This is a genomic window from Halovenus halobia, assembly GCF_051414135.1.
GTDB classification, from domain to species: domain Archaea; phylum Halobacteriota; class Halobacteria; order Halobacteriales; family Haloarculaceae; genus Halovenus; species Halovenus halobia.
In genome coordinates this window covers 1-26,596 of sequence record NZ_JBLKOA010000008.1, presented here as the reverse complement: position 1 = coordinate 26,596, position 26,596 = coordinate 1, and the positions used below count along the sequence as shown (strand labels likewise).

The following is a 26,596-nucleotide window of genomic DNA, read 5'->3' as shown; positions in this document are numbered from 1 at the left end:
ACTTTCGTCTTCTAATTGTTTTAGATCAATTAGTGTCCGACCTTTCTGCTGAATCTGGTGATTGGCAGCTTTCGAGTCCTGCTGTCGCATAAATATTCACATGGATGGTGTGCATATGAGATTACTCGGGTTACTTCCGTGTTTCCGGGTTTGGGACTGTAAGGGCGCGTTGTCGATGTTTGACTGGTCTGTCTTCGGTACTGATGTACCGATCCGCGGGGTAAAATCCATAGAATGTCTCTACGATGCAGTTAAGAGGGTAGAATTTGGTTCGCCAGATTAACTGGGAGTCGAAAAATCATCTGGTTGCTGAGATACTTTGTGACCTACGTGTTCTAAGTTCGAGGAATCCAGTAAAAGGTCAGATTTATACATAGACTTGGATATTATGAAAATCCGAATGGATGTGACCCAGTTTATCTCCGAAGCACTCCGGGATCGTGCTGATTTGGATCCCGGTCGTGTGCGGGCTATTGTCCGGATGGCTCCAACGCTGACTGCAGCTCGTGAAACGCTGGGGGAGTACGTCGAACCGCAAACTGTGGCGGATCGAATCATTCAGGAAATCGTCCTTGAGGACGACACTGTCGATAAACCCGAGTTCGCTGCACAAATGCCGCTTATCGACCCCCGAGATGAAACGAAACACCTGGGGAACCTCTATGTTGAAGACCTCTCAGCGGTTGGGGAGCGGCGGTACGTGCTTCGCATTCCACCAGAGGGTGAAGCTGAAATTGAACGACAACAGATGGTCTTCCTGGGGGTTGCTGATAACGGCGATGTTGGGATAACGTGGGATACGGTCGATACCATCTCATTCCCCGAAGAAGATTTAGACCGGATTGAGAACATCATCACGATGGATGATCCCTTAGAATCGCTGCAGGAACCGCGCGCAGGATAGCAACGCTGGATGGGCCACTATCGGTCCAGATTTTTCAATCGCTCCCAAAAACATCACTCAGGTATAAAGTTGGGGTTAAATATTGCAAGCCAAAATAGCAGGCCGGATGCTCGCCAAATCCACTCAAAAATTGCCTGTCAAGGTCGCTGAGCCGGACTCCGTTTCGACTGGGAAGCTGTTTCTCTCGGATCTGCTGTCAGCCGGCGTCAATAATGTGACTCCGAAAACGCTCACACGAGCAACCTGTACTCTCGCCACTCGGTATCGGGATGCCTGTCTTACTGAAGTTGTCATCGCTGACTGGTATACTGCTGTGCTGGAATACGCTGATGGTCGCCGCTACCAGGTCGAATTTCAACTCGATCAAAAACGAACAACGGACATGATTGTGCAAAAGCTGGAAGATTATGTGCCAGGCGACAACTGGAAATTGCTGATCGTTTCTGAAGGGCCGCTGTCCCCGGGCGCAACGCGGTACTGTGCATCGAACGCAGCCGTGGACATTGTCCGATTGGATCGAGAACTCAGCGACGATCCGGCGCTCTAATCTGGCCTCTGTGATTATCTCGGACTCCTAACTCTGACAAAGATTATAAAATCCGGCGTAGTCTCCGTTTGTGACTGTCGTCTCTTCAACGTAGTCTCACCAGTAAAACGACACAGCTCAGCTGACCGCAGTCAGGAACTCGGCCACCCATCAGTCTGGGTATCTGCAGCAATGAGTTGCCCGACGACATTTGCGACGAAAGAAGTAGCAATCTCGCGCTTCTGCTCGGTACTCAGGTATGACGCTGCAGTCGGATCGGCAGGCGTCCCGATGTTTTTGCTCACTGGTGGCCCGATTGGCGAGTTGATTATCACGATTCCTTTGGTCGTGCCCACATCATCAACGAGTCGTGCATCGACTTGGGCGATCTTCGGCAGCAACCGGTCGACGTGGTTTGCGACCTCTCTGGTTTCGCCGAGTAATCGCTGTCGCTGCTCGGGAGAGAGGTCGGTCGCATTCTGGGTGTCGAAGTCGAGATCGTCGAGTACAGCAGACGAAGTGTATCGGTTCGAATCCATTCAGCCGGTATACAGTCGAGAGCATCTTAAATCGTTGGCACAGGTCGATATAAAAACTAGAAAACGAGCGTGGATAGACAGATCTCCCGCCTAAACTCACCACAATGTGTATGCTCTGTTATGACGAGTCGGTATCTTCAGTCTCGTTATCTGTGCGCGACCAGCCACACCGCTGGCACTGCTCGACACCCATAGCGAGAGTCAGGCCGCAATTCGGACAGGTTCTCGCCTCCGTGCCCTCAGTCGATCTCCTCTGTGACAAATCCTGTCGACGACACTCCCCATAACTGGCTGCACTGGCGAATCCGAATACGATGGCGAGAATGCTCCCGACTCCCGTAACTACAGACATCATGACTTCAGTGCCAGCCCCACGCCATGAATCCCCTCTGAGTGCGTAACACGCCGATTCGTACTGGATGTCGTTCGTGACTCCCTCGTCCACTGCGTCGGTCTGTGGCCAGAGATCGAACTCGTCGGGATGTTTTCGCGTCGTGAACTCGCCATCTGCCTGGAGTGTCGACCGGAATACCGTCTGGGCTTCCGGAGATAATTCGCTGAAGTCGTTTTCCGAACTTGTACAGGTCGACTGATCGACGGTATAATCGATCTTTTCGGCATTCAGGTGGATTGCCCCGGCACCGATGACAGTCAGGAGACGCATAAACAGGCTCAACAGAATCAATGAGTGCGGGCGAGTGGGCGTCTCCTCACTTGAAAAATAAATCGCGGCAGCAAACCCCGTACTGAAGAAGAGCGCAGCGAGTAGCAGGAGGAACTCGAACGGCGACAGCGGGAGCATATGGCTGTCCTATTCTGATTTTAGAATAAGTTTTGTGTTGGTCTGTCACTCAATGCGGTGGCTGTACTGAGCGAAGCAGACGGCTCTATCTTGATGTGCGAAGTGCCACATATGCGTCCTGTATGTAGCAGCGCCTTCGTCAACCGATAGAGATCTGTCAGTTAGGGCGTGACCGATACAGAGGTTGTATTCAGCACACTGGCGGTCATTACGAACCCACCTGTCACTACCGAAGTGAACTAAAACACCGTAACGACCAATAGGAGAGACACAAAGAGATTTAGGACAGTTATTATATATACAACAGATTATCCATCACGTAAGAACTTGTCCGAGATCGTGACGAGTTCCTCCCAGTAGTCGGACTTGGACTTTATTCGTTGGAGATCGTCACGGCCCTTAATCACTTTAGGGAACCAAGAATCGAAATAGAACTCACTGAAGTGGATAGAAGGAATGATCCCAATACCGTTTTTTGTCTCGTAGAGTTTCAGAGACTCTGAGACAATACCGCCTGCATCGTAAGCGTGTTCAACATCAAAGTTAGTCGGACAGCCGTCTTTAAATTCGTATTTGCTAAACACTGCACCAGCCGCTTTATTGCCGAATGGAACAATTATCTCAGGTGCTAGCCGCTTCAACTCGGGAGTCAGGTATTTAATACACCGGCTGGCCGCCTTTTTTGATTTACTCTCCGTCTCGTCAAATGTGTATGATTCACCGCATTTTTTTATATTGGTGAAGTAGAGTCCATATTCATTATTATCCCCGTTTCGGAATGCGTCGTAGCACGCCCTCATGTACGGTGAGTGTGGGGTTCCATCGTCGGTGAGGTCCCCGTTACACATGCCGGTTTCCATTAGGTCTGTAGCTCTATAGTTTTCAAAGTGCTCAGGATACGATTCGCGTATGTACTCTTTGATTTCTTTTACCTGTCCTTCTGATAGATCAAGCGTTTCTCGGTTTGCTATGTGTTCCAACGCTGGATTCCCGCTGCGCCCACCTTCATGCCCCACGAACGCGACAGTCGGAGTTTCATCCGTTATTTGTCCGACTCCGTAGTGAGGCGCCTTCCCACCACCGTTGCCCCAGTGAGGGCAACCCTGACATTGGTTATTCCGGTCACGCCAGTTTGACCAGATTTCCTGCAGATGTTCATCAATTGAATCTCCACTCATTAGCAGATAGTTACAACACGGTGTTAAATCGTTTTTGTACAACACGAATGATGACCGGGGCACTCCAACCGCTACAGCCCCAACTTGATTAGATTATCTGTTGCGCCGTACTTGCGCGTTGTATTCAGCAGCAACCTCGCTAACTGCTTGAATCCTGTGAGTAGCGCTGTGACCAATACAGACGACGGATACAGAAGAAACCCGGGTGCTAAGATGGATGTTCTTAACGAGGGAGAAATGTCTCAGATAGCCTGTCCTCGCACACGCCCGCAGAGTTCAGATAGTTCTATGAGCATTTGAACTCTGAGTGTAATGCCGCCTCCCGGATTTGAACCGGGGACAGCTCGATCTTCAGTCGAGTGCTCTCCCAGTCTGAGCTAAGGCGGCTGGCAACAGAGTCGATGGTGGTCGTGGAAAAAAGGATTACGATACCCGCCGCCGTCCCAGAATCAGACGTGGTCTTTCGGCGTCAGGTCCTCGAAAGGCTGGTCGTCCAGCCACTCACACAGTTTTACCAGCTGCTCGGACGCCGCCTCGAACATCTCTTCGCCCTTCTCAGCAGTCGCGTCAGTCTGGTCACCGAGCACGCCGTTGTCGGTGTTGTCGGCGGCGTCGTAGAACGTCCGCGAGCCGAATTTCTCGGTGTTAGCAGCTTCGACGCTTGGGACACCGCCGTCCCGAGCCGATTCGAGTTCGTCGTCGTGGACGAGTTCGGGATGGAGGTGCTGAATCATCGCTGTCTCCTTCGGACCGCCGTGGGGACCGTTGTTCTCGAAGCTGTCGTCGACGAGGTCAGGGATGCTGTCGTTCCACATCCACTCGATGGCGTAGAGAACCTCCTCGTCACGCAGGCGCCGGCCAACCTCCCGGAGGTGGTCGACGTTGCCGCCGTGAGCGTTGACGAAGATAACACGGTCGATGCCGTGGTAGGCAAGATTTCGCGTGAACGATTCGACGTAGTCACGGAACACCGGCGCGTCGACCCACATCGTGCCGTGAAACTGTTTGTGGTGTGGACTGACGCCGATGTTGATCGTCGGCGTGCAGAGATAGCCAGTGCGGTCGGCGACTTCGCGGGCGAATCCTTCAGCAATGAGGTGGTCCGTTCCTTCGGGGAGGTGCGGGCCATGTTGTTCGGTCGACCCCAGCGGGACGAGCGCGAGCGATTCCTCGGCAAAGTACGAGCCCAGGTCCGGCCAGGTCTCGTCGGCGAGATACATACCAGTCAGGAGGGCTGCCGGCTCAATAACTCTCCCGACTCGGCCTCAGAGCTAACTGCGGCGTTCTTCGTTCCACGGGTTCGCAGTGTTGGAGTAGCCCCGTTGTTCCCAGTAGCCGCGTTCCTGCTCGGTGAGAATTCGACGCCGGTGACCCACTTGGCTCCCTTGTATGCGTACTTGTGTGGAGTTACGACGCGGAGTGGTCCGCCGTGGTCCGGGGGTAGCGCCTCGCCGTCGAGTTCCAGCGCGAACAGTACGTCATCGCGCATGCAGTCTTCGAGTGGAAGATTCGTCGAGTAGCCATCGAGAGAAGTGAACATGACGTGCGCTGCCGCGTCGTCGACCCCCGCGCGCTCGGCGAGTGTCGGGAACGGAACCCCACGAAAGTCGTTGTCCAGTCGGCTCCAGCCAGTCACGCAGTGGAAATCCTGCCGCTGTGTCTCGGTCGGCAGTTCCTGAAATTCCGCCCACGAGTACCGCAGCTCCGTCTCAACCGCGCCGGTAACAGTGAACGTCCACGTTTCGGGGTCGAACTCGGGCGTGTCGCCTTTCGAGAGGACGGGAAACTCCGCAGTTTCGCTCTGGCCGGGCGGCAGGCGCTCACCGCCGAACTCCTCGTGGATATCGGTGACATCGCGAATAGTCATACCACGGTTTGGGACGGCCCAATCCTAAACGCACCGCTGGCGGGATCAGTCGTGCTGAAAACGCCGCCGGCCAGCCAGAGAAAGAAAACGTCGAGTTAGCGCCGAAGCTGGTTCAGCCGTCGCTGGAGGTCCGAAATAGCTGAGAAGCCTTTAGCGAACACCGAGTCCGGAATCCCCGGCACGGGACCGAGCGGGCCGACAGCCGAGGTGGCAATCGTCTTCGGTTCGGTGTATCGTTTGATTCCTTCGGGGCCGTGTCGGCGGCCAATTCCGGACTCTTTGACGCCGCCCATCGGCGCGTCGTAGGAGGCCCAGCCGACGAGGAACGGGTCGTTGATGCAGACCGTCCCGGATTCAATCTGTCGGGCAACCTCTTTGGCGCGCTTGCGGTCGGCCGACCAGACACTCGCGTTCAGTCCGTGGTCGGAGTCGTTGGCCTTCTCGATGGCTTCCGCAGCAGAGGAGACCGGTTCGACGACAGCGAGCGGACCAAAGGTCTCCTCGCAGGCAGGCAACGAACTCGCCGGCACATCGGTCAGAATCGTCGGCTCGTAGAAGTACGGTCCAACTTCCGGGCGTGCGTTACCGCCGGCCTCGACCGTCGCACCCGCCTCGACGGCGTCGGCGACGTGGTCTTTGGTGCGCTGGAGCTGGTCTTCATCGATCATCGAGCCAACGTCGGAGTCGAACTCGAACTCTGCACCCAGTTCGAGGCCTTCAGTCTGTTCGACAAACTCCGCAAGGAACTCGTCGTAGATGGACTCGTGGACGTAGATACGCTCGTTGGCGAGACAGAGTTGGCCGGCGTTGGTGAACGAGCCCTGAATCGCGCCGCGGGCCGCCTCTTCGATATCTACGTCGTCGAGGATAATCATCGGATTCTTGCCGCTGAGTTCCAGCGAGCAATCGATGAGGTTGCGCCCGGCCTGTTCGGCGACGAGTTTGCCAACCTCAGAACTCCCGGTGAAGGTGAGGTAGTCGACACGCTCGATGACCGCCGACCCGATTGTCGGACCGTCGCCGGTGACGATGGTGACGACTCCTTCAGGGAGTCCCGCCTCTTCGAGCAGTTCGGCCAGTCGAAGTGCAGTGAACGGCGTCTTGTCGTCAGGCTTTAGGACGACGCCGTTACCCGCAAGCAGCGCAGGAATCGCGTCTGCAAAGGAGAGGACGAGAGGGTAGTTCCACGGCGAAATGATGCCGACGATACCTTTCGGGTCGTACTGGACCTCGGCACTGGTCGCGATTGGAATCCCACTCGACCGCGATTCAGTCGCGAGGATACCGGGGCCTTTGTCGGCATAGTAGTCGGCATTGAGCGGGACGTCGATCGTCTCTTCGAGGGCGTGTGCTCGTGATTTGCCCGTTTCGAGCTGGAGGAGGTCGAGTAGTTCCCCCCGGTTCTTCGCCGCGAGATTGGCGAATTTCGTGAGCACGTCGGCGCGCTCGTCGAGGCTCATCTCGCGCCACTCGCCTGCTGCCTCGCGGGTCTGTTCGACTGCCCGGTCGACATCGTCCTCGTCGAGTTCGGGAATCTCGGCGATCTGTTCGTCGTTTACCGGCGCAGTGACCGGCATCGTCAGGTCGTACTCCCTCTCCGACGGGCCGATACGCTGTGCGAGGGCGTAGAGTCGCCGCTTGTTCCACGCTGTCTCGGAGAGAATAGTCTCTTCGGGAGCCTGTGTTGCCATACTCGAAAATAACGGCCGCCTCCTACGTCAGTGTTCGGGCGAGTACGACCGCCCGACGACTTCCCGAATCCGTTCGGCAGTGACCGCGCCGACACCCTCGACTTCGAGCAACGCCTCCTCGTCGGCGGTCATCACGTTCTCGACGCTGCCGAGGTCTTCGAGCAGCGTCTGTGCAGTTACAGGACCGACCTCGGCAATCGAGGCGACGACGTATTCCTGCTGTTCGGACAGTGTCTTGGACTGTTTTTCGCCGTGGACACTAATCTCTCGGCCTTCGTCGTCCTGCTCGCGACTGGCGATTACTTCGAGCAGGTCGGCCGTCTCCTCCTCGTTGGCCGTCTGCATGATACTCGCACCAAAGTCCACAGCCAGCGAGGCGAGTGCGCCGTGAATCGCTTTGGGGTGGATGTTGCGCTCGCCGTAGAGGTCACCGCCCTCGATGACGACCACCGGGCGGCCGTAGTTGCGGGCGGCGTCGCCAACCTGCTCGAACATGGAGCGGTCGCCGCCGGTCAGCGTATCCAGAAAGTCCTCGACTGTTTTCCGCTCGACGACGACGCGGTCCGAGAGGACGTAGTCACCGACGGCCAGCGTCTCCAGTCGTGTATCGATTCCCTCTCGCGTCGAGAGGTCACGGGCGATGGTCGAGTCGAGTTCGCGCTGGTCGGCGACGATTTCCACCTGCTCGCTCTCGTCACTTGCCGCCTCTGCGACGACGGCGTCTTCGTCGGCCACCGGCTCATCCTCGTCTGTCTCCAATTCGATATCTTCGTCCGCCTCCGATTCGTCATCTGCCGTGTCTTCGGCAGGTGTGCCGTCGCTAGCGTCTTCGTTGGTGAACGAACCCAGACCGGTCTGGCCGTCGCTGTTTTCTTCGGATTGATTGCTGTCTGTGCTCGCAGTGTCAGTCGAGTCTACAGGTGACTGCTCGTCCGCTGCGTCGCCGTCCGCGTCGTCTGCGTCCACTTCGTCGAGGCTGACCTGCTGTCCGAGCGCCGCCTCGATTTTGCCGGCGGCGCTTTTGAGCGCACCCAGTTCCTGTTTCATCTTCTTCTGGTCCTGTCGGGCCTTCCAGAAGTAGGCCTCGTCGCGGGTATCTTCGGCCAAGAGAACCGTCACCGCACCCTCGGTCTGGCGACCCGTCCGGCCTTTGCGCTGGATGGCACGAATTGCCGTCGGGACAGGTTCGTAGAACAGGACGAGGTCGACCTCCGGCACGTCCAGTCCTTCCTCGGCGACAGATGTCGAGACGAGTACCTCGAACTCACCGGCACGGAACCTGTCGAGGGTATCCTGCTGTTCGGTCTGTGTCATCCCGTCACTACCATCTGTATCAGACTGGCCGACGAATCGCTCGGCAGTGAAGTGGTCGTCGAGAAAGTCGGTCAACGCTTCTGCTGTATCCCGAGATTCAGTGAAGACGATGACGCGCTCGCCGTCGTTGATGCCCAGCGTCTCGGCGATGAGCATCCGTGCACGCCTGAATTTCGGGTGGAGGTCGTCGTACTCCTCAGATTTGCGGATGGCCATCTGGATGTTCGGGTCCGAGACCATTCGCTGGTCTGCCTTCGAGGCACCAGAAGAACGGGCCGCTTCCTGCTGGCGGTCCATATACCGTCGGAAGGACTCGACACTCTGGGTTTCGATGTAGGTCATCGCCGTGCGCAACTTGCGCACTTCGGCGAGGTAGCTCATCCCCTCGTAGCCGGCGGAATCGTCGCCATCCATCAACTGCTGGAGGCGACCCTGAATCTTCTGAATTTCGCGCTCGGAGACGTCTGGGGCTGTCTTGCCGGTCACGCCGAGGTCTTTCAGTTCGACCAGTCGGTCCTTGATGACCTCCTGGACCAGGTCCCGAATCTGGGTAATCGTGTCGGGGAGTTCGAGTCGCTCCCAGTTGACCGTCGTCTGGTGGGTGTACTCGGCCACGTCGGCGTCGTCCTCGGTCATCACCTCGACGTTGTAGACGCCGAGATTCGAGCAGATTTCCAGAATTGCTTCCTCGTCGTCGCCGGGCGAGGCGCTCATCGCCGTCACCAGCGGGTTCTCGGCGTCCTCGTGGTAGCGCTCGGCGATGTAGTTGTAGGCGTAGTCACCGGTCGCACGGTGGCACTCGTCGAAGGTGCAGTGGGTAACCGCCGCCAGCGAGATTCGATTCCCGACGAGGTCGTTTTCGACGACCTGTGGGGTGGCGATAATAATGCGGGCGTCCTCGAACAGTTCGGCGCGGTCATCGGGCCGGACTTCGCCGGTGAAGACGACGATCTCGTCGTCGGGGATTTCCAGCCCCTCGCGGTAGAAGTCGGCGTGCTGGGAAACCAGCGGTTTCGTCGGCGCGAGCAAGAGGGATTTCCCGCCGACAGTCGAGAGTCGATCAGCTGTAACGAGCAGTGAGACGGCGGTTTTGCCGAGTCCGGTCGGGAGACAGACGAGGCTGTGTTCCTTCGCTGCCCGGTCGGCCAGCGTCAGCTGGTACGTGCGTGCTTCGAGCAACCCCTCGGTGACCAGCGGGCGCTCGATTGTCTCACTGACGTCTGTCGCTGCCATTCACTTGCTGTTTGCACAGCGTCGGGGTTAAGCGTTCGCGTACCTCGGTGAAAGTGAAATACGCTCGCAAAACGGTCGGCTGGAGCGGAGACGTGTCTCTGGAGTAACACCACATTATTTATTCCCACCGCGAATCGTAGCGACAACGTATCAATGCAGGAGAACCAACAGGGCTGGCTCTCGCCGGGGGTGAGACTGTGATTGGGGCGGCGTCGCTCCACATTACGCTGTTGACCATCTCCGCAGCCCTGACGACGGCGCTGGGGCTCTATGCGTTCCGGGAGCGCCAGGAGCCGGGTGCCACCGCCTTCGTCGTGTTGATGGCCGTGCTGGCGAGCTGGTCGGTCAGCTACGCGATTGGCTTGCTCACGCCTGCGGGTCCGTGGCGGGTCTTCTGGATGGGGATGGTCTGGTTTTCGACGGGAACCATCGAGGTCTGGTTGCTGCTGTTCGCGCTCGCGTACACCGGCTACGACGAGTTCGTGACACGGCGAACGGTGGCTGGGCTGTTGGTGGTTCCGACAGTCGTGATTGTCGGCATCTGGACGAACCCGGTACACCATCTTTTCTGGGTCGAGCACTCCTTCCAGAGCGTCGGTGGACTGGTGGTCGAAAACCCAACGTGGGGTGTGTTGTTCTGGGCAGAAGTTGTATACACCTACCTCTTGGTCGCCGTCGCTTCGGCGCTTCTGGTCCGACTGATCTACAAGTCCGATTACCTCTATACCGACCAATCGGCGCTGTTGCTCGTCGGTATCGTTGTCCCGTTTTTGACGAGCGTGCTCGACGTGTTCGTGTTCAACCAGATGGCAGCAATCGACCCGACGCCCTACGCGTTTACGATTACGGGCGTCGCCTTTGCCTACGCCCTGTTCCATCACCAGTTGTTCGACCTGATCCCCGCCACTCGCCAGCTCGGTCGGGACACCGCGATTAGCCAGCTCGACGCTGGTGTCGTCATCGTCGACAACGCGAACCGGATCATCTACTGTAACGCCGCCGCCCAGGATGTCCTCGACTGTACGGCCGCCGACGCCGTCGGCAAAGATATCGAACTGCTCGTCGATAGGTCACGCCTCGATTTCGAGACCGAGGACGCGCTGGCAGAGATTACCCGCGGTGACAACGTCTACGAGATTCGCGCCTCACCGATCACCGACCGACAGGACCGCCGAATTGGCAACACACTCGTCATTCACGACGTGACCGCACGCCAACAGCGCGAACGGCAACTGGCGAAACAACGTGATAAACTCGAGACGCTGAACGACCTCAACGCGGTGTTACGTGGAGTTAATCAGGCACTCGTCTCTGCGCGGAGTCGCGAGGAAATCGAACAGACGGTCTGTGAGCGATTCGCTGACTCCGACCTCTACCAGTCGGTCTGTTTCGCGGATATCCCGACGTGGAACGGCGACGCTAACCGCTGGACCGTCGCCGACGGCGGGACTCCAACCCCGTCGCCGCCGGCACTCGACACCAAACTCCGGCCGGCGACGGAGGAGCGTACGGACGAGACGCCGCCGCTGGCTGTGGGCGATGACGAGGCTGGAAGCTGGACCGTCGTCCCCGTCGTCTTCGGTCGAACTGTCTACGGTGCGCTCGGCCTGTACACCGAACGGGAGCACGTCAGCGACCGCGAGCGCTCGATTCTTGGCGAACTCGGCGAGACGGTCGGCCACGCGTTCAACGCTATCGAGACACGCCAACTGCTCTCGGAGGGGACAGTCATCGAACTCGAACTCCAGAGCACCGATGACGGCGACCCACTCGTCGCCACGACTGCAGAGCTCTCCTGTCGACTCGAACTCCGCGGTGTCGTCCCCGCACAAGAAGGCGGGCCAGTCGCATACGTGACCGCCTCCGGAGACGACGCTGGGTCGGTCTATGACGTACTCGCGGCGGCGACGGGCGAGGTTAGCCTGATCCGCGAGGACGACGACGAGTCACTGCTGGAGTGGCAAGTTGCCGGCGACAGTCTGCTCGGGACGCTTGTCGAGTACGGCGCAAATGTCACTGAGGTCAGGGCTGACGGCGGACAAGCGCAGTACGAACTCACGATTGCCTCGGAGTCGAGCGTCCGGTCGCTGCTGGACGAACTCGGGCGGCAATTCAGCCAGACGAGCGTCCTCAGCAAAGTCGAGCGCACGCAGGCACTCGAAGAGGACAACTCGCTGTCGACCGACCACCTCGACGAACTGACTGACCGCCAGCGGGAGTCCATCGAAGCCGCCTACCGCGCCGGTTACTTCAACTGGCCGCGAGACTCGAACGCCGAGGAAGTCGCCGAGACGCTGGATATCTCCTCGGCGACGCTACACTCACATCTCCGGAAGGCCGAGCAGTCGATTCTCGCGGAGTTGTTCGACACCGACCGGGAGTCCTGATTCCCGTGACCGGGCGGTTGCCTCGTGTGCGAGAAGCCGTCGGCCGAGGGTGGGCTCTGCACGAACGTCTCCGAACCGCGTCCGCCCGGCTACAGCAGGCCGAGACTCAGGACGTACAGGCCGAAAACGACGCTGAACAGTCCTGTGATGAGCCAGAACGCGACCATCAGGCCCTGCCTGAGCGAACCCCATCGCGCTGACGTGTCGGCGATGAAAAACGGCGACGACCCCGAGGTGCGGGTGATCACGAGTTCGTCGTCGTCGACCACCTCGTCGGCAGTCGTGTTCAGCGGCGGCCGGATAAACCGATAGACCGACCTGAGGAAGCCGCTCCGGCGGGTCGCGCGCTGGTCGTACTCATCGGCCGGGATCGCCTGACCGAGCACTGTGACGGTCTCCTCGGGTTCGAGAGCGGCTTCGATATGTTTGTGACCGCTCAACGAATCGCTCTGAGAGTAGTCGGACGCGAGACTCACGTCGGCGAGCGCCGGGTCGACGAGAATCGTTCCAGTGTCGTCCTCGACGTAGAACGGCACACAGTTCTGTTCGGTCAGAACATCGGGGACGAACCGCTGTGGCACCGGGGGTATGAAGCTCCGTCCCTCGCCGTCGCTCCGGCGTGACTCGGCTATCACAGGACTGTCTGCGCCCGTGTAGACGCTGCCCCCGCCGTCGGCGGCCACCTCACCCGCCGACACCACCGTCCCCTCGATTTCGACCTGTCCCGGTTCGACCGCTCTGACCGGTCGTGTCTCCGTGCGGACCATCGTGAGCAATCGGGCGACCGAGCGCCGTGCAAACACCGCCAGGACGCCGACACCGACTGCGACGAACGCGAGGCCGACGGTCGGTCCTGGGGACCGGAGCGTGAGCAGAGGTATCAATTCCATACGGGACCGTTTCCGGTGTGGGGTACATAGAACGGGTCTCTAGAGACATAGGGTCGGGTTATATGCCACCAACCGGTCGACTTCTGGGCAATGGTACGTATCCCGCGCACGGCCGCCAATCGACATCAGCGGACCGAATCGCCCTCGATGTCACGGCGCACAGACTCCCAGTCGACGGAGGGGAGCGTATGAACCAGCAATCGACTGGCCTTCGCGGGTGCGCAGTCGTCGCAGTCGCGGTCGCTGCGCTGTCGATACTCGCCCTCGGCGTCGCGAGCAGCGGGCCCGCGTCGGCAGCAGCCCCGTCAGTACTGACGCAGGAGGAGCCGAAACTGGAGTGTTCGGTCTCCGGCAGCGGCCCGGGCTACCCGGGGAATATCAACGCAACCTGCTGGAAAGCCGGCGAGAACGAAGCGGCGGTCACGCTCGACCACAGCGGTGGCTGGGGATTCACTGCCACCGTCAACAGCTCCGACCCGCTTACAGTGGGTGGGACGCCCGCGGTCCAGAGGGGTGGCGTGACGGCGATAAACAAGACCGCCGCACCTGGCGAAGTGGCGACGGTCGGTGTCCCCGGAGTGCCCAGACAGGACCCCGGATTCGTCCGAGCCTGGGAGGAACAGCTCTCCCCCGCGGGATCGGAAGTGGGGATCGCGACGCAGACGAGTCTCCGGTTGGCGGACATAACATCAGAGTCGTACCGGGCGTTTGCCCCGAACCCGGCGCGGTTCCCCATCTGGCTCGAGCCAGGAGTCTACGAGTTTGAGGTCACCACCTACCAGCTCTCGGAGCCACTCCCGCTGGAAGGGTCTGGGTCGTCGTCGGTCTACGACCAGATCTCGTTCGCGATCGACAGAGCAACCACAACCTCCGGGACGGTGACCGTCGAAATCGGTCAGTGTCTCTCGTACGAAGACACCGAAGGCGGCAAATTTGCCGTCCATACCCAGCAGGAGGCCGCACGAGCAGAGGCCCAACAGCAACTCCAGACGGTCCGCGAGCAGCGCAGCGAGGACGGTGCGAGCGTCTCCGAAACGACCACTGCTGCGTCGGAGAACCCCAACGGCGCGATGAGCGGCGGTATACCGAGCGTTTCGGACGGCGAATCGTTGGACTCACTGTTGCAGTCCCAGAAGCAGCAGTCCTCGGCGGTGCTCGATACGGTCGGTGATCTGGACAGGCTATCGGCCCTCTACCAGCAGTCCGCCGAGTCGCTCGTGGGTGAAGAGCTTCCCCCGACTCCCGCGGAGGCCGGTATCGATATTTCTGAGGAGCAGACGGTCGAGGCGACGGTCGCGGCGCTCGAACGCCGCGGGATCGAACCGCCGGCCGGGAGCGACCTTTCGCTCAGTGACTACGTCCGGACGGGTCTCGACATCTCCAGCAGCGGCGAGACGCCAACCGGCCACCGCGAAACGACCATCCGTGTCGGGCCGAACGGGAACATCCTGCCGCGACACGACAAGCTTCCGGACGCCGACTCGCCGTGTCAGACTGGCTACCTCCAGCCCTCGACGGAATGGCTCACATTCGAGTTCCACGAGATGCCGGGCGGAGAGTACGCGACACAGGTCGAGACCGTCGACATCGCAACCTCGCGGATCCAACAGGCGGCGATGGAAGGCGTCGAGGAGTCGTACACCGACCTCGGTGCGGTCACCGCTGACAGTCTGGCCGGTATCGACGGTATCGACGGGGCAACCGACGGCACAGTCCCGGAGTACAACCCTGACGGCAACGAGGGTGGGGACGAATGAGGGGACTGACACCCCGGCGCCGAAAACTGCTCGTGGTCGCAGTGTTGGCTCTCGCCGTCGCCCTCGCCGGCTGCGGCAGCTCCGGTGGCTCGGACCCGACGGACAGCGACGACAACTCCGCTGACTCTCCCGACCCGGACAACGGACCCGGTGACTCCGGCAACGGGACCAGCGATGGACCGGTCGAAGAGATCAGCGATGTGGCACTGACCGGTGAAGACGCAGCCAGCGTCGAGTCGTTCACAATCCGAATCGAGACAGCGATCAGCAGCGACGGCGAGACAGTCACCGAGAACCGAACGCTCAGGGTCGGCAGCGACGGCCACGTCTACGGTGTGACACGCAGATCCGTCCCGGACGCGAACAACTCCGTGACGGTCACAGAGTCCTACCGCGCCGAGCAGTGGACGTTCCTCCGCCACACTGTCCCGGATTCAGACGGAAGCACCTACGAGCGCGTCCGAATCGGAGAAACGGCGGAACTCTCGGGGGTCGAGCGACTGGACAACGAGTTCGATTTCGTCCACGAGCGCACCGGTGAACAGCGTCATCGGTTCACCGTCAATTCGACAGATCAGGTGGTCGGCGACGGCCCGAGCGACGGAACGCTCGAAAACGTCTCGGTCACCGTCGTCGTTGAGGACGGACTAATAACCGAACTCGACTACAAGTTCGTGACCGCGACCGACGAGGGAACCATGCAGTACGAAACCCACCGGACAGTCTCCGACCGCGGCCAGACGTCCGTGTCGGAACCCGACTGGCTCACCGAGGCACGCGGCCGGACGCCACCGACCAGAGCCGATAACTGACGCGGAGGCGAGTCCGGTACGGACTGTCCCGGTTCCGCGGGCGGGCATTTTAGTCACAGCCGCGAGAAGGCAACTGTATGTCACGCGGACACACAGGGGGCGAGCGCGCCCCACGTGGGGGGACCGACAATGAATGAGACACTGTCGAACGATGACCTCGCAGTGAGCGTCAGCGACGACAACCTCGTCGTGCGAGCGACGATTGACCGACCCGACCAGCGCAACGCACTCGGTGAGAACGTCATCCGAGGACTGCACGACGTGCTTGAAGCCGCAGACGACGGCGACCAGCGCGTGGTCGTCATCCGCGGCGCGGAAGGGACGTTTTGCTCCGGTGGCGATATGACCGAGTTTCCAATCGGGCAGGGAACGCAGGCCTACCGCGAGAATTTCGGCGCGCTGTCGGGGCTGATCAAGCGAATGCACGCAACCGACGCGCTCACCGTCGCTGCCGTCGAGGGCTACTGTCTCGCCGGCGGCCTCGGACTCGCGAGTGCCTGCGAGTTCGTCATCAGCAGTGCTGACGCCGAGTTCGGCACACCCGAAGTCGAGGTTGGGCTCTTTCCAGCCCAGGCAATGGCACCGATTGCCCGCGCGGGCAGCGAGAAAGCCGTCCTCGATTTGCTCTTTACTGGCAAGCGCGTCGACGCAGAGCGCGCAAAGGAGATTGGCCTCGTGACCGACATCGTACCAGCCGACGAATTCGACGCTGAACTCGACGAACTGGTGGATACGCTCGCAGCGAACTCGCCCGTGTTGATTGCGATGGGTAAGGAGGCGTACTACGAACAGCGCGACATGGGCTTCGGGGAGGCACTTTCCTATCTCAAGGAGATGATTACCCTGATTGCGATGAGCGACGAGACCGAGGAGGGTATCAACGCCTTCCTGACCGACAGCGAACCAGACTGGAGGGGTCGATAATGTCTATCTACGAACGACAGGAATCCACGAAAGGCAACGACCCCGAGAAAGTCGTCATCTCGGCGGCACTGACCGGCGCGCTGACGACCCGCGACCAGTGCGAGGCAATTCCGTACACGCCCGAGGAGATTGCCGAGGAGGCCGCCGCCGCACGAGAGGCCGGTGCCGCTGTCGCGCACATCCACGCTCGCACGCCCGAGGGCTCACCAACATTTTCGACGGAGACGTATCAGGAAATCTACGACGAAGTGCGCGACCGGACAGATATCGTCATCAACTTCTCGACTGGTGCGGTCGAAACGCCGGTCGAAGACCGACTGGAGTACGTCGAGGAAGTTCAGCCAGAGGTTGCGGCACTCAACATGGGGTCGATGAACTACGCGAAATATTCGGAGAAGCGGGAGGATTTCGTCTTCGATATGGTCTTTGACAATCCGTTCTCGGAAATTACAACTCTGCTGGAGGGCATGAACGACGCCGGCGTCACACCAGAACTGGAGTGTTTCGACACCGGCCACATCGGCAACACGCGCCCGCTCTTGCAGGACGGGGTCCTCGAAAATCCATTCCACGTCAGCCTCATCATGGGCGTCCTCGGCGGGATTCCCGCGACTGTTGAGAATCTCGCACATCAGGTCCGACAGTTGCCCGACGATTCGACGTGGCAGGTCATCGGTATCAGCCGCGACCAGTGGCCACTCGTAAACGCCGCGCTGGCGATGGGCGGCAACGTCCGTGTGGGGCTGGAGGACAACTTCTACCTGCCCAGCGGCGAGATGGCCGAAAGCAACGCCGACCTCGTCGCAGCGACGGCAGAGATGGCCCGACAGGTCGACCGCGACCCAGCAACGCCGGACGAGGCCCGCGAAATCATGGGGGTGGGAAAATGAGCGGAACCGAGCACTTCCCCGAAACACCGCCCAGTACAGAGATCTTCGCCGATGACCTGCTCGCAGGGGAGACAGCACTCATCACCGGCGGCGGGACGGGTATCGGCGAGCAGATCGCGCTGGCCTTCGCCGACCACGGCGCGGACGTGGCCATCGCCAGCCGGTCGATGGAGCATCTCGAACCGACCGCCGAGGCAATCGAGGAGCGCGGCGGTGCGGCCTGTGCCACCACGGTCGATGTTCGTGACCCGGACCGTGTCGAGGAGATGGTCGACACCGTCGAGGACGAGCTCGGTCCCATTACGGTGCTCATCAACAACGCCGGGGCGAACTTTCTCACGCCCTCCGAACACCTCTCGACGAACGGCTGGCGGTCCGTGGTCGGGACGATTCTCGACGGCACCGCCTACTGTACCTTCGAGGTTGGCGAGCGAATGCTCGACCGCGACGGCGGCGTGATTCTCTCGATGGGCGCGACGAACTCCGTTCGCGGTGCGCCGTACTATGCCCACTCCGGCGCGGGGAAAGCCGGCGTCCACAACCTGATGCAGTCGGTCGCCGCGGAGTGGGCCCCATACGGAGTGCGAGCGAACACCATTGCACCGGGCGTCATCAAGACCGAGGGCGTGATGGAGGTGATGGACGAGGCGACTGCCGAGCAGTTGGTCAAAGAAGACATCGCGGCGGACAGACTCGGAACCCCCGCAGACTGCGTGCCGATGGCCGTCTTTCTGGCGAGTCCAGCGGCCGCCTACGTTACTGGGTCGTACTTTGTCGTCGACGGCGGCCAGTTGCTCTCGCCCGTACCCGGGTGAGCTGCGCCCGAAATATCCTTGACGGACGCCGACATACCGCAGGTGTGGAGTTTGTCGCAGACCGCAGCCGCAACCCATTCGGCATGCGTCCGCCCTGTGAGCAGTCTATCCCGGGCTACGGCCCAACGGACGCCGACTTTCACGTCATCGGCGACCATCCAGACGTTCACGGCGGCCTCGATACACAGATTCCGTTCACCGACCAGCCGTGGTCAGCGCGATTTTTCGAGGTGCTCGCCGGCGGCGGACTCATCGACGAGTACGACCTCGGTGCTGGCCGGGTCGACACCGCACGGACGTACTTTTCGTACATTCACGCCTGCGCCGTCGACGGCGAACCCTCTGAGTCGTCGTACGCCGACCTCGAACCGTTTTTCGACGCCGAACTTCGGGCAATCACCGCCCACGTTCTGCTCCCTGTTGGTGAGCGTGCAACCAGACACGTCTTCGAGCAGTACACCGCACTCGACGCCGACCGAGCGAGTGAGATGGGCGACCTGCACGCGACCGAACAGCGCGGGTCGGGCTGGCTGATTATCCCAATCAAAGCGCCCAACGCGTGGACTAAGGAGGACGAGCAGACACTGGTTGACCGCCTCCGTAACCTCCTCGCCTCGGAGTACCACCAGATTTCAGACCTCGGGCGATTTCTCCCAGACGGCGAACCGTACTTCGTCCGCTAACAATGTCAGGAACATCGATTACGCAGACGGACCGGACGGTACAGTTGGCGACAGTGATTGCGATTGCTGGCTGGTTCGCGGTTGGGACCTCCTTCCTGCGAACCCTGCTCGCGGCCGGCAGCGGTCTCGGAGCGATTCCAGAGGGAATACTCGTGTTCAGCGGCTTTTTTACCTACTGGACGAACATCGTCGTTGCGCTTGCGGTGACGCTCCCGCTCGTTGCTCCGAACTCCCGTCCAGGGCGATTTTTCCGCCGCCCGGGCGTCGTCACCGGGGCCGCCGCGAGCATCGCGCTCGTTGCGCTCGTCTACGAACTGTTGCTCCGGAGTGGGTGGAGTCCACTCAGTCTCGACTTGATACTCAATCTCCTGTTGCACTACGTTGTGCCAGTTGCCTTCGTAGGTTACTGGTGGCTCGTCACGCCAAAGTCAGCCCTCTCGTGGCGTGGGCCGCCGGTGTGGCTCTCCTATCCGGCCGGGTACACAGCGTTCGTCCTCGTTCGGGGTGAACTCGCCAACAGCTATCCGTACCCGTTCCTGGACGTGGCTGAGTACGGCTACGAGTTCGTCCTCACGAGCGTGGCTGGCATCGGCGCGTTCTTTCTCGTGTTGGCGTTTCTGCTCGTCGGGATTGGACGGCTATCGCAACGTCGTTAGTCGTCGGCGGCAACGCCGTTGCCCGTCTCGTCGATGTACGCGTCTTTCCAGCCACCACGCAGGAACCACGGGATAGCGACTGCCGTGCCGAGAATGTTCCCGACAGCCATTCCAATCCAGATACCACGCTCGCCGAAGCCAAAGCCAAAGACGAGCAGGCAGACAGTGCCAACGCGACCGATCCACAGCGTGATAATTGAGATGGTCATCGCCGTCTTCGTGTTGCCGGCACCGCGGAACGCGCCGAGGATAACCTGCGTAATGCCGATGAAGGCAAATTCTACCGAGCGGATGCGGACGTACTCGACACCGCTGGCAATCGTCTCAGCCGCGTTGGGGACATCGCCGAGGAAGACACCCACCAGCGGTTCCGTGGCGGCAACCACGACGACAGCAACCAGCACCATCACGCCTGCTGCTGTCGAGACGGCGAGATACACCGAGCGAGCGGCCCGGTCGGAGCGGTTCGCACCGAGATTCTGGCCGACCATCGTGTCAATGGCCCGACCGAGTCCCATCGCGGGGAGAAAGACCAGCGAGACGATGCGGTTGCCGAGGCCGTAGGCGGCGACCACTGCCGGCGAGAAGCCAACGACGATGGCGATGAGTGTAATCTGTGCCAGCGCATTCATCGAGTTCTCGACCATACTCGGCACGCCGAGCCTGACAATGTCGGCCATGAACTCGAAATTCGGGCGAAGGTGTTCGAGCCGAACTTGTGGTCCAATGGTTGTTCCGAAGAGCAGATACAGCCCAATCACGCTCGCTGCGCCGCGAGCGATAATCGTCGCCAGCGCTGCCCCGCGAACCCCGAAGCCGGTGAAGCCAGTCGCCGAGAACAGCGACGACTGGAGGCCGTCCAGAAAGAGGACGTTCAACAGTGGGTTGCCGGCGAAGCCAAAGATCAGGAACGGATTGAGGATGATGTTGAGCACCACCGAGAGAACCATGATGTACATCGGCGTGCGGGTGTCGCCGTACCCGCGCAGCAGCGCCGAGAAGACAAAAAAGCCGAACAGGAACGGAATCCCGATGAAGAAAATCTCCATGTACGCCGCCGCCAGCGGAATGATTCGGTCACCGGTCTCGGTCGCAGTCGGGAGCAGTCTCAGCCCCGGCCGGGTAAAGACGAAGCCGACGACGGCGATAACCAGCGACAGCGTGCTGACGAAGACGACTGTCTGACCAGCAACGAGCCCCGCCGAGCGGTCGCCTTCTGCGCCAGTGTACTGCGCAACGAGAATCGCGCCGGCTGTGGTGAATCCGGCGGCGACGGAGACGAGCAGGAAGATAAGTGGAAAGGAGAGACTGATCGCCGCAACAGCGTCCGCGGAGAGCCGGCCGAGATACAGCGTGTCGACGACGTTGTACATGACCTGCAACAGCTGGATGACGACAATTGGCCACGCGAGTCGGAACAGCGGTCGCAGGAGACTCCCTTCGGTGATGGACTGCTCGGAGTCTGAGTCGTCTTCGGTGTCGGAAGTGTCGTCACTCGGAGTGGGCGCTGCGGAGGGGTCCTCGGCAGTATCAGGCGGCTCGTCTGCCACTACCGACTCTGTCGCCGCCGAGGGTCCTCAACGTTCTGGTCTGGCTCGAATCGCTACGCTGAAACCGCTCGGAAGGTGAGAACGTGTATGATTCGGCTCGTCTGGGGAACCGGTCACGCTTCCACCGAGAAAGCGTCGTTCGACCTGGCGCTGGCTGACGCCGGAGTCCACCAGTACAATCTGCGCGAACTCTCGTCTGTGATTCCGGCCGGTGTCGACCTGCAGCGAGTCGGCTCCGCACCAGACCTTGGCTCGACCGGCAACGCAGTTGATGTGGTGCTGGCCCGCCAGACGAGCCCGCCGGGGGCCCGCGCCGCCGCCGGGTTGGCGTGGGTTCGCGGCGAGGATGGCACGGGCGTCTTCTACGAAGTCGCCGACACCGACCCCGAGACGGTCGGCGAACTGCTCCGGGCGGGTATCGAGCGTGGCTGTTACATCCGCGACTTAGATTACGGCGATGTCGAGACAGAGATTGTGACCGCCGAGTCGGCACCCGACGAGTATACGACTGCGGTCGTTCTCGCAACCTACGGCGAGAGCGAGCCGCTGGTGTAGCTACTGTTTCGCGACGCGGTGGCGGATGACTTCGGCGTCGTCGTTCCACTCGAAGTTGCCGCCGTGGGCACGAACCATCCGCTCTTTGTACGAATCCAGGTCCTCAGAGCCTTCCCGGCGAGCGTCCTCGTCGGTCATATCGCCGAGTGTCCGTTCAGTCACGTCGACCACCTCGAACGTCTCGCCGTCAAGTTCGAAGGTGTCGCCTTCCTCGGCGTACTGCTGGCCGCGGTGAATCTGTGTCATCTTGCCGGCCGCAACGGCTTCGACTGTTCGGTCGTTCGGGAACAGAGAGTGGGGGTCGATTGTTGCCATAGCCAGTCGTTCGGGTTACAGCGTCAAGTAAGCCATGCTGGGCCGATAGCTTCAATTTCACGCAGGGGCTGACTTCCGGTGTGGACAGCGAGTTTGGCTTCGAGTTGAGTGTCTGCCAGTACACCGAAGAGCACTGGCCACCGGGACGCGAGCGCGAGCAGCCACTGGTTGTCGCTCGGCAACTCGGGACGAAACACCGACGCTGGGATACGCTCGTACTCGTCTGCGACCCCGAGGGACTGCGCCAGCGCGCCAAGTTTGGCGCGCAACGACTCGACAGCGACCTGCTACACGTGGTCCGTCACGCCCCCGAAGAGTGGGCGTGGTACCAGGATTGCCTGCCCGACCCCGGCTACCCGTGGCGGTACGTCCGGGAGGCAGTCCATCGCGCTGCCGACCGCGGCGTCATCGAACGCCGCAGGCAGGGCAACCGGATCGAACTCCGCCGCCAGTTCGAGTATCCAGAGTGGGTCGAGCGAATCGTCGCCATCGAGAACAAGCCCGACCTCGACGCCAGCGCTGCCCGCCAGTTGGCCGACCAACTGCACAGCGACGTTGCGCTCGCATTGGCCGACGAAGTGTGGGTCGCCACCGAGCGGACGGACGAACGGATTCCCCGAGTCCTGCTCGAAGACCTGCCAGTCGAGGCTGGCGTGCTGAGCATCGACCCGACACGGCGCGGTCCCGACGCCGCGACAGTTCGCTGGCAACCCAAACGACTCCCGGTCGAGAAGCCAGGCACGCGAATCCTCGAGCGGCCCTCCGGCGGCAACCACGACGCCTCCGCCTGTCGGTTCGAGTACGACAGCCCAGACTGGAAGGCCGGAAAGCGACGAGAGATAGCCGAGCGTGCCTACGAACGCGGCTGGCGCTCGTACATCGACTCGATGCGCTCGGACTGCCGGCACTTCGAAATTGCTGAGACAGACGCGGCCTTTCGGCCGGTCTGTCGGACCAAAAACTGCCACCAGACGCCGCGGCAGTGCAGCAGTTCCTGTGGAGCGTTCGAGCCAGAGCCGCCGACATGGCGACAGGGTGGGTGGCCAATTGACGGCGGCCCGGGGAAGGGCCTTACACGCGTGCTCGCAAAGCGGCGTGACCGTCGGCGACCCGAGCAGGAGTAACTTCGTCGGGCCTCAAGCGAACTCGACACCGGTAATCTCGAATCGTGCGCCGCCAGCGTCGCTGTCAGTGACAGCAATCGTCCAGCCGTGGGCGTCGGCAATCGCCTGGACGATATTCAGCCCGAAGCCGGTCCCATCCGTCGTGGTCGAGTAGCCCGCCTCAAACAGCCTGTCCCGAGCGTCCTCGGGGACTCCGGGACCATCGTCTTCGATGTAGAAGCCGCCACTGTCGATGGAGCCAATCGTCACGGTCACGTCGTCGCCTCCGTGGGCCACCGCATTGCTGAACAGGTTTTCCAGCAGTTGCTTGAGTCGACCCGAGTTGGCTCGAATCGTCTGCTCTGTCTCGGTTCGGAGCGTCGCGTCGGCCGTCTCGACAGTTCGCCAGCAACTGTCGGCGAGGGTCGCCAGATTGACAGCCTGAGTTTCATCGACATCGTCGCCCTGCCGCGCAACTGCCAGCACATCGTCGATGAGCGTTTCCATCCGCTCGTGGGCGTGGGCCACGTCATCGAGATGTTCGCTGGGACACTCTTGGCGAGCCAGTTCGAGTCGGAGTTGGGCCACATTCAGTGGGTTTCGAAGGTCGTGGCTGACGATGCCAGCAAATTCGTCGAGACGCTGGTTCTTTTCCTCGAGGTCGCGCTTTCGTTGTTTTCGGTCAGTGATGTCACGAATGACACCTGCAGTTCCGCGGAATCCGTCTTCCGAGGGGACTAATGCGACGTGATTCTCGACGGGAATGACATCGCCGCTGGTCGTGTGGAGTTCCATCTCCCACGTCAGCGAGTTGGGGTGCTCTTCGTCCAGTAGTTGCCGGACGACCTCTCGTCCTCGCTCGACGTGTTCGTCGGGGACCGCCATCGAGACGTGCTCGCCGCGCAGGTCTGCAGGTTCGTATCCGGTCATCTCGACAAGCGCGTCGTTCACGAACGTGCAGTTGCCCTCGGCGTCGAGTCGATACACGGGGTCGCCAATAGCTTCGACAATCGTCTCGTAGCGCTGCAGTTCTCGCTCGCGCTGTTGTCGGTCAGAGATATCCCGCCCGACGCCGATGACACCAACCACGTCCCCGTCGGTATCGGTGAGGCGTGAGCCTTTGAACTCGTAAGGAATGCTGTCGCCATCGGCCGTCAGAAACGCAGCCTCGACGACAGATTCGCCGGTTGTCAGCGCCTCGTCAAGTGCCTCGAGCACTCGGGACTGGTCCTCTTTGCCGAAGAAGTCGGTCACAGCCATGCCGTCGAGTTCGTCCTCGGAATAGCCAGAGACGGCCACCGCCCGGTCGTTCCATCGGCGCAACGTGCCATCAGTGTCGGCCACGTAGAAGATATCCCGAACCTCACTGAGCGCCTGTTCGATGAACTCGCGTTCGGCACGGAGGGTTGCCTGTAGTTCCAGTGAGTGGATTGCGTGGGCAACGTCACCGCCGAGTTCTGCGAGCAACTCGCGTTCCTCCTCGTCGAAGGCATACGGTCGCGCCGAGTAGACGCCAAGAACCCCGTACAGTGTCTGTTCGTACTCCAGCGGGACAGCGGCAACCGCCTGATAGCCACGTTCGAGGGCATTGCCACGCCAGGGTTCGAACTCCGCGTCCTCGTGGATGTTCTGCGAGACGGCAACCCGTCGCTCGCGAACTGCAGTCCCACCGGGCCCCTGGCCAGTCTCGGTGTCATCGGCAGTGACGGTGATATTCTCCAGATACCCTTCCTCGACGCCTGCCCAGGCCCGTGGTTCGAGCTGCTCGGAGTCGGTTTTATGGTCGCCAATCCAGGCAAACATGTAGGGCTCAGACTGACTGAATATCTCGCAGGTTCGTGTTTCGACTTCTACCCGCGAATCTGCCCGGACGAGCGCCTGTTTGATCTCTCCGGTAATGTTGTGAATTCGGTTCAATTCGGTCGCACGCTGGTGGGAGCGATACTGCTCGACGGCGTTTTCAATCCGGTTCGCCAGCAGTTCGTACTGCTCGGTGCCGCTGGCTTTCTGCAGATAATCGGTTGCGCCGGCAGCGATAGCGTCGCTAGCGACCGCCTCGCTCCCTCGGCCCGTGTAGAGAATAAACGGCAACTCGGGATACTCCTCGCGAATCGTCTCGAGAAACTCGAGGCCAGTCTGCCCGGGCATCTGGTAATCACAGACAATGCAGTCGAAGGACTCGGCAGCGAGTGTGTCTGCACCCTCGCTCGCACTGTGTGCAGTGTCGACATCCAGCCGGTCGCGCTCGCGTTCGAGAACCTCGGCCGTAATCTCGGTCACGGCCGGGTCGTCGTCAACGTGTAGAACCTGAATATCCGCTGTATCACTCACGTTAGTGGCTGTTAATGTGTGGAATTATAAGAATGTAGCTACCGCTCGACACACTCCATCTCCGGTGGCGTCAACCCCCGTTACGGAGTACACTCTGTATCGGCAGTGCAGCCCTGTTACTCCCCGCCGCGACCCAGCGTATAGAACTCCTCGTTCGGTCGCATATCGGCGAAGGTGGCCATCCGATTCGAGAGGTTGAAGAGTGCGGTAAGACTGCCAATGTCCCAGATTTCCTGCTCGCTGAAGCCGTGTTCGCGGAGTCGCTCGAAATCCGACTCCTCGATACTGCCGGGCGATTCGGTCAGTTTGACCGCCACGTCACACATCGCACGGTGGGCGTCGTTGATGTTCGCGGCGGTATGGTCGGTCGCCAGCTGCTCGGCGATGAGCGGGTCTTTCGCGTAGATGCGGGCCAGCGCGCCGTGGGCAACGACACAGTACAGGCAGTTGTTCGCGCCGCTGACCGCCACGATAATCATCTCGATTTCTTCGCGCTCTAGCGGCGAGTGCTCGACAATGGCGTCGTGATAGTCGAAAAACGCCCGGTACTGGTGGGGGGCGTAGGCGAACGCGCGCATGACGTTGGGCATAAACCCGGAGCGTTCGGTCTCTTCCTCGATATGCTCACGGATGTCTTCGGGCAGGTCCTCGAGATCCGGAACGGGAAAGCGCGTCATCGGTGGTTCTGAGTCGGACATACGAGCACAGTCGACGGCCGCCGTCATAGAAGTTCGTGTCCGGGTTATTGTTCGAGATTGACCTCCTCCTCCGCCTGAAGGCGGAGGAATCCCGGCAAAGGATTCCCGGCTTCGCCGTTTCAGGTTTCAAGACGCATACGTTCCAAGCGTCGTTTGCTGATTTTCAGCATCGGCTT

The 26,596-nt window shown here is 60.6% G+C and carries 23 protein-coding genes, 1 tRNA gene and 1 pseudogene; 12 read left to right on the top strand and 13 right to left on the bottom strand.

All coding sequences use genetic code 11. The annotated features are described in order from the left end of the window. Positions 1-400 precede the first annotated feature (400 nt). Entirely contained in the window at positions 401-904 is a 504-nt protein-coding gene (locus tag ACMGFM_RS15275) for a hypothetical protein (RefSeq protein ID WP_436903524.1), read from the top strand. A gap of 106 nt (positions 905-1,010) precedes the next feature. After that, positions 1,011-1,451: a hypothetical protein gene (locus tag ACMGFM_RS15270; protein ID WP_436903523.1), complete on the top strand. Its 441-nt coding sequence runs from the start codon at positions 1,011-1,013 to the stop codon at positions 1,449-1,451. 131 nt (positions 1,452-1,582) lie between these two features. On the opposite strand, the gene ACMGFM_RS15265 is transcribed toward ACMGFM_RS15270, so the two are convergent. The 8 genes and pseudogenes from ACMGFM_RS15265 to ACMGFM_RS15230 form a co-directional block, all read right to left on the bottom strand. Then, positions 1,583-1,969 carry a DUF5811 family protein gene (locus tag ACMGFM_RS15265; protein ID WP_436903522.1) on the bottom strand — a complete coding sequence of 129 codons (387 nt, stop codon included), beginning with the start codon at positions 1,967-1,969 and terminating at the stop codon, positions 1,583-1,585. Positions 1,970-2,087: 118 nt separating this feature from the next. After that, entirely contained in the window at positions 2,088-2,771 is a 684-nt protein-coding gene (locus tag ACMGFM_RS15260) for a hypothetical protein (protein ID WP_436903521.1), read from the bottom strand. 308 nt (positions 2,772-3,079) lie between these two features. Continuing rightward, positions 3,080-3,949, bottom strand: coding sequence for a uracil-DNA glycosylase family protein (locus ACMGFM_RS15255; RefSeq protein ID WP_436903520.1), 870 nt, complete (start codon positions 3,947-3,949; stop codon positions 3,080-3,082). 313 nt (positions 3,950-4,262) lie between these two features. After that, positions 4,263-4,336: transfer RNA gene (locus ACMGFM_RS15250), tRNA-Phe, on the bottom strand. Positions 4,337-4,398: 62 nt separating this feature from the next. After that, positions 4,399-5,169: a creatininase family protein gene (locus tag ACMGFM_RS15245; RefSeq protein WP_436903519.1), complete on the bottom strand. Its 771-nt coding sequence runs from the start codon at positions 5,167-5,169 to the stop codon at positions 4,399-4,401. 51 nt (positions 5,170-5,220) lie between these two features. Beyond that, a pseudogene (locus ACMGFM_RS15240) lies at positions 5,221-5,816 on the bottom strand (sulfite oxidase-like oxidoreductase). Between the two features lie 95 nt (positions 5,817-5,911). Continuing rightward, positions 5,912-7,507, bottom strand: coding sequence for a succinic semialdehyde dehydrogenase (locus ACMGFM_RS15235; RefSeq protein ID WP_436903518.1), 1,596 nt, complete (start codon positions 7,505-7,507; stop codon positions 5,912-5,914). A 27-nt stretch (positions 7,508-7,534) separates the two neighbouring features. After that, positions 7,535-10,054 (bottom strand): DEAD/DEAH box helicase, encoded by a 2,520-nt coding sequence (locus ACMGFM_RS15230; RefSeq protein ID WP_436903517.1) that lies wholly within the window; start codon positions 10,052-10,054, stop codon positions 7,535-7,537. Positions 10,055-10,251: 197 nt separating this feature from the next. On the opposite strand from ACMGFM_RS15230, the gene ACMGFM_RS15225 reads away from it, so the two are divergent. Continuing rightward, positions 10,252-12,441, top strand: a complete 2,190-nt coding sequence (locus ACMGFM_RS15225; RefSeq protein WP_436903516.1) for a histidine kinase N-terminal 7TM domain-containing protein — start codon at positions 10,252-10,254, stop codon at positions 12,439-12,441. 89 nt (positions 12,442-12,530) lie between these two features. Here the strand turns inward: ACMGFM_RS15225 and ACMGFM_RS15220 are convergent, their stop codons facing one another. After that, complete coding sequence (locus ACMGFM_RS15220) at positions 12,531-13,331, bottom strand: hypothetical protein (RefSeq protein ID WP_436903515.1); 801 nt, start codon at positions 13,329-13,331, stop codon at positions 12,531-12,533. A gap of 188 nt (positions 13,332-13,519) precedes the next feature. On the opposite strand from ACMGFM_RS15220, the gene ACMGFM_RS15215 reads away from it, so the two are divergent. The 7 genes from ACMGFM_RS15215 (at position 13,520) to ACMGFM_RS15185 (ending at position 19,868) form a co-directional block, all read left to right on the top strand. After that, positions 13,520-15,088 (top strand): hypothetical protein, encoded by a 1,569-nt coding sequence (locus ACMGFM_RS15215; RefSeq protein WP_436903514.1) that lies wholly within the window; start codon positions 13,520-13,522, stop codon positions 15,086-15,088. Next, the gene (locus tag ACMGFM_RS15210; RefSeq protein ID WP_436903513.1) at positions 15,085-15,900 is read left to right on the top strand and encodes a DUF7537 family lipoprotein; all 816 of its coding nucleotides are present in this window, start codon (positions 15,085-15,087) and stop codon (positions 15,898-15,900) included. The genes ACMGFM_RS15215 and ACMGFM_RS15210 overlap by 4 nt, the downstream gene beginning before the upstream one ends. Positions 15,901-16,029: 129 nt before the next feature. Further along, a complete protein-coding gene (locus tag ACMGFM_RS15205; protein ID WP_436903512.1) occupies positions 16,030-16,824 on the top strand; it encodes an enoyl-CoA hydratase/isomerase family protein in 795 nt (264 codons plus the stop codon). Next, positions 16,824-17,714 carry a beta-keto acid cleavage family enzyme gene (locus tag ACMGFM_RS15200; RefSeq protein ID WP_436903511.1) on the top strand — a complete coding sequence of 297 codons (891 nt, stop codon included), beginning with the start codon at positions 16,824-16,826 and terminating at the stop codon, positions 17,712-17,714. Before ACMGFM_RS15205 ends, ACMGFM_RS15200 begins: the two co-directional genes overlap by 1 nt. After that, positions 17,711-18,529: an SDR family oxidoreductase gene (locus tag ACMGFM_RS15195; RefSeq protein ID WP_436903510.1), complete on the top strand. Its 819-nt coding sequence runs from the start codon at positions 17,711-17,713 to the stop codon at positions 18,527-18,529. Before ACMGFM_RS15200 ends, ACMGFM_RS15195 begins: the two co-directional genes overlap by 4 nt. Positions 18,530-18,573: 44 nt before the next feature. After that, positions 18,574-19,212, top strand: a complete 639-nt coding sequence (locus ACMGFM_RS15190) for a uracil-DNA glycosylase family protein (RefSeq protein ID WP_436903509.1) — start codon at positions 18,574-18,576, stop codon at positions 19,210-19,212. A 2-nt stretch (positions 19,213-19,214) separates the two neighbouring features. Then, the gene (locus tag ACMGFM_RS15185; protein ID WP_436903508.1) at positions 19,215-19,868 is read left to right on the top strand and encodes a Pr6Pr family membrane protein; all 654 of its coding nucleotides are present in this window, start codon (positions 19,215-19,217) and stop codon (positions 19,866-19,868) included. Here ACMGFM_RS15185 and ACMGFM_RS15180 read toward each other — a convergent pair. Continuing rightward, positions 19,865-21,418 carry an MATE family efflux transporter gene (locus ACMGFM_RS15180; protein ID WP_436903507.1) on the bottom strand — a complete coding sequence of 518 codons (1,554 nt, stop codon included), beginning with the start codon at positions 21,416-21,418 and terminating at the stop codon, positions 19,865-19,867. The genes ACMGFM_RS15185 and ACMGFM_RS15180 overlap by 4 nt on opposite strands. An 87-nt stretch (positions 21,419-21,505) precedes the next feature. Here ACMGFM_RS15180 and ACMGFM_RS15175 point away from each other — a divergent pair, with 87 nt between their 5' ends. Next, positions 21,506-21,973 (top strand): pyruvoyl-dependent arginine decarboxylase, encoded by a 468-nt coding sequence (locus tag ACMGFM_RS15175; protein WP_436903506.1) that lies wholly within the window; start codon positions 21,506-21,508, stop codon positions 21,971-21,973. Here the strand turns inward: ACMGFM_RS15175 and ACMGFM_RS15170 are convergent, their stop codons facing one another. Continuing rightward, positions 21,974-22,288, bottom strand: a complete 315-nt coding sequence (locus ACMGFM_RS15170) for an ASCH domain-containing protein (RefSeq protein ID WP_436903505.1) — start codon at positions 22,286-22,288, stop codon at positions 21,974-21,976. A gap of 80 nt (positions 22,289-22,368) precedes the next feature. Between ACMGFM_RS15170 and ACMGFM_RS15165 the strand changes: the two genes are divergently transcribed. After that, positions 22,369-23,412, top strand: coding sequence for a DUF5787 family protein (locus tag ACMGFM_RS15165; RefSeq protein WP_436903504.1), 1,044 nt, complete (start codon positions 22,369-22,371; stop codon positions 23,410-23,412). 12 nt (positions 23,413-23,424) lie between these two features. Here ACMGFM_RS15165 and ACMGFM_RS15160 read toward each other — a convergent pair whose 3' ends face one another. Beyond that, positions 23,425-25,722 (bottom strand): PAS domain S-box protein, encoded by a 2,298-nt coding sequence (locus ACMGFM_RS15160; RefSeq protein WP_436903503.1) that lies wholly within the window; start codon positions 25,720-25,722, stop codon positions 23,425-23,427. Positions 25,723-25,838: 116 nt separating this feature from the next. Then, the gene (locus tag ACMGFM_RS15155; protein WP_436903502.1) at positions 25,839-26,420 is read right to left on the bottom strand and encodes a peroxidase-related enzyme; all 582 of its coding nucleotides are present in this window, start codon (positions 26,418-26,420) and stop codon (positions 25,839-25,841) included. Positions 26,421-26,596 lie beyond the last annotated feature (176 nt).

Excerpts from the sequence above, each read along its gene's own strand:
- ACMGFM_RS15175 (WP_436903506.1), top strand. The coding sequence starts at position 21,506 with ATGATTCGGCTCGTCTGGGGAACCGGTCACGCTTCCACCGAGAAAGCG.
- ACMGFM_RS15265 (WP_436903522.1), bottom strand. The coding sequence starts at position 1,969 with ATGGATTCGAACCGATACACTTCGTCTGCTGTACTCGACGATCTCGAC.
- ACMGFM_RS15230 (WP_436903517.1), bottom strand. The coding sequence starts at position 10,054 with ATGGCAGCGACAGACGTCAGTGAGACAATCGAGCGCCCGCTGGTCACC.
- ACMGFM_RS15205 (WP_436903512.1), top strand. The coding sequence starts at position 16,030 with ATGAATGAGACACTGTCGAACGATGACCTCGCAGTGAGCGTCAGCGAC.
- ACMGFM_RS15210 (WP_436903513.1), top strand. The coding sequence starts at position 15,085 with ATGAGGGGACTGACACCCCGGCGCCGAAAACTGCTCGTGGTCGCAGTG.
- ACMGFM_RS15245 (WP_436903519.1), bottom strand. The coding sequence starts at position 5,169 with ATGTATCTCGCCGACGAGACCTGGCCGGACCTGGGCTCGTACTTTGCC.
- ACMGFM_RS15195 (WP_436903510.1), top strand. The coding sequence starts at position 17,711 with ATGAGCGGAACCGAGCACTTCCCCGAAACACCGCCCAGTACAGAGATC.
- ACMGFM_RS15215 (WP_436903514.1), top strand. The coding sequence starts at position 13,520 with ATGAACCAGCAATCGACTGGCCTTCGCGGGTGCGCAGTCGTCGCAGTC.
- ACMGFM_RS15255 (WP_436903520.1), bottom strand. The coding sequence starts at position 3,949 with ATGAGTGGAGATTCAATTGATGAACATCTGCAGGAAATCTGGTCAAAC.
- ACMGFM_RS15270 (WP_436903523.1), top strand. The coding sequence starts at position 1,011 with ATGCTCGCCAAATCCACTCAAAAATTGCCTGTCAAGGTCGCTGAGCCG.
- ACMGFM_RS15200 (WP_436903511.1), top strand. The coding sequence starts at position 16,824 with ATGTCTATCTACGAACGACAGGAATCCACGAAAGGCAACGACCCCGAG.
- ACMGFM_RS15220 (WP_436903515.1), bottom strand. The coding sequence starts at position 13,331 with ATGGAATTGATACCTCTGCTCACGCTCCGGTCCCCAGGACCGACCGTC.
- ACMGFM_RS15185 (WP_436903508.1), top strand. The coding sequence starts at position 19,215 with ATGTCAGGAACATCGATTACGCAGACGGACCGGACGGTACAGTTGGCG.
- ACMGFM_RS15170 (WP_436903505.1), bottom strand. The coding sequence starts at position 22,288 with ATGGCAACAATCGACCCCCACTCTCTGTTCCCGAACGACCGAACAGTC.
- ACMGFM_RS15275 (WP_436903524.1), top strand. The coding sequence starts at position 401 with ATGGATGTGACCCAGTTTATCTCCGAAGCACTCCGGGATCGTGCTGAT.
- ACMGFM_RS15155 (WP_436903502.1), bottom strand. The coding sequence starts at position 26,420 with ATGTCCGACTCAGAACCACCGATGACGCGCTTTCCCGTTCCGGATCTC.
- ACMGFM_RS15235 (WP_436903518.1), bottom strand. The coding sequence starts at position 7,507 with ATGGCAACACAGGCTCCCGAAGAGACTATTCTCTCCGAGACAGCGTGG.
- ACMGFM_RS15260 (WP_436903521.1), bottom strand. The coding sequence starts at position 2,771 with ATGCTCCCGCTGTCGCCGTTCGAGTTCCTCCTGCTACTCGCTGCGCTC.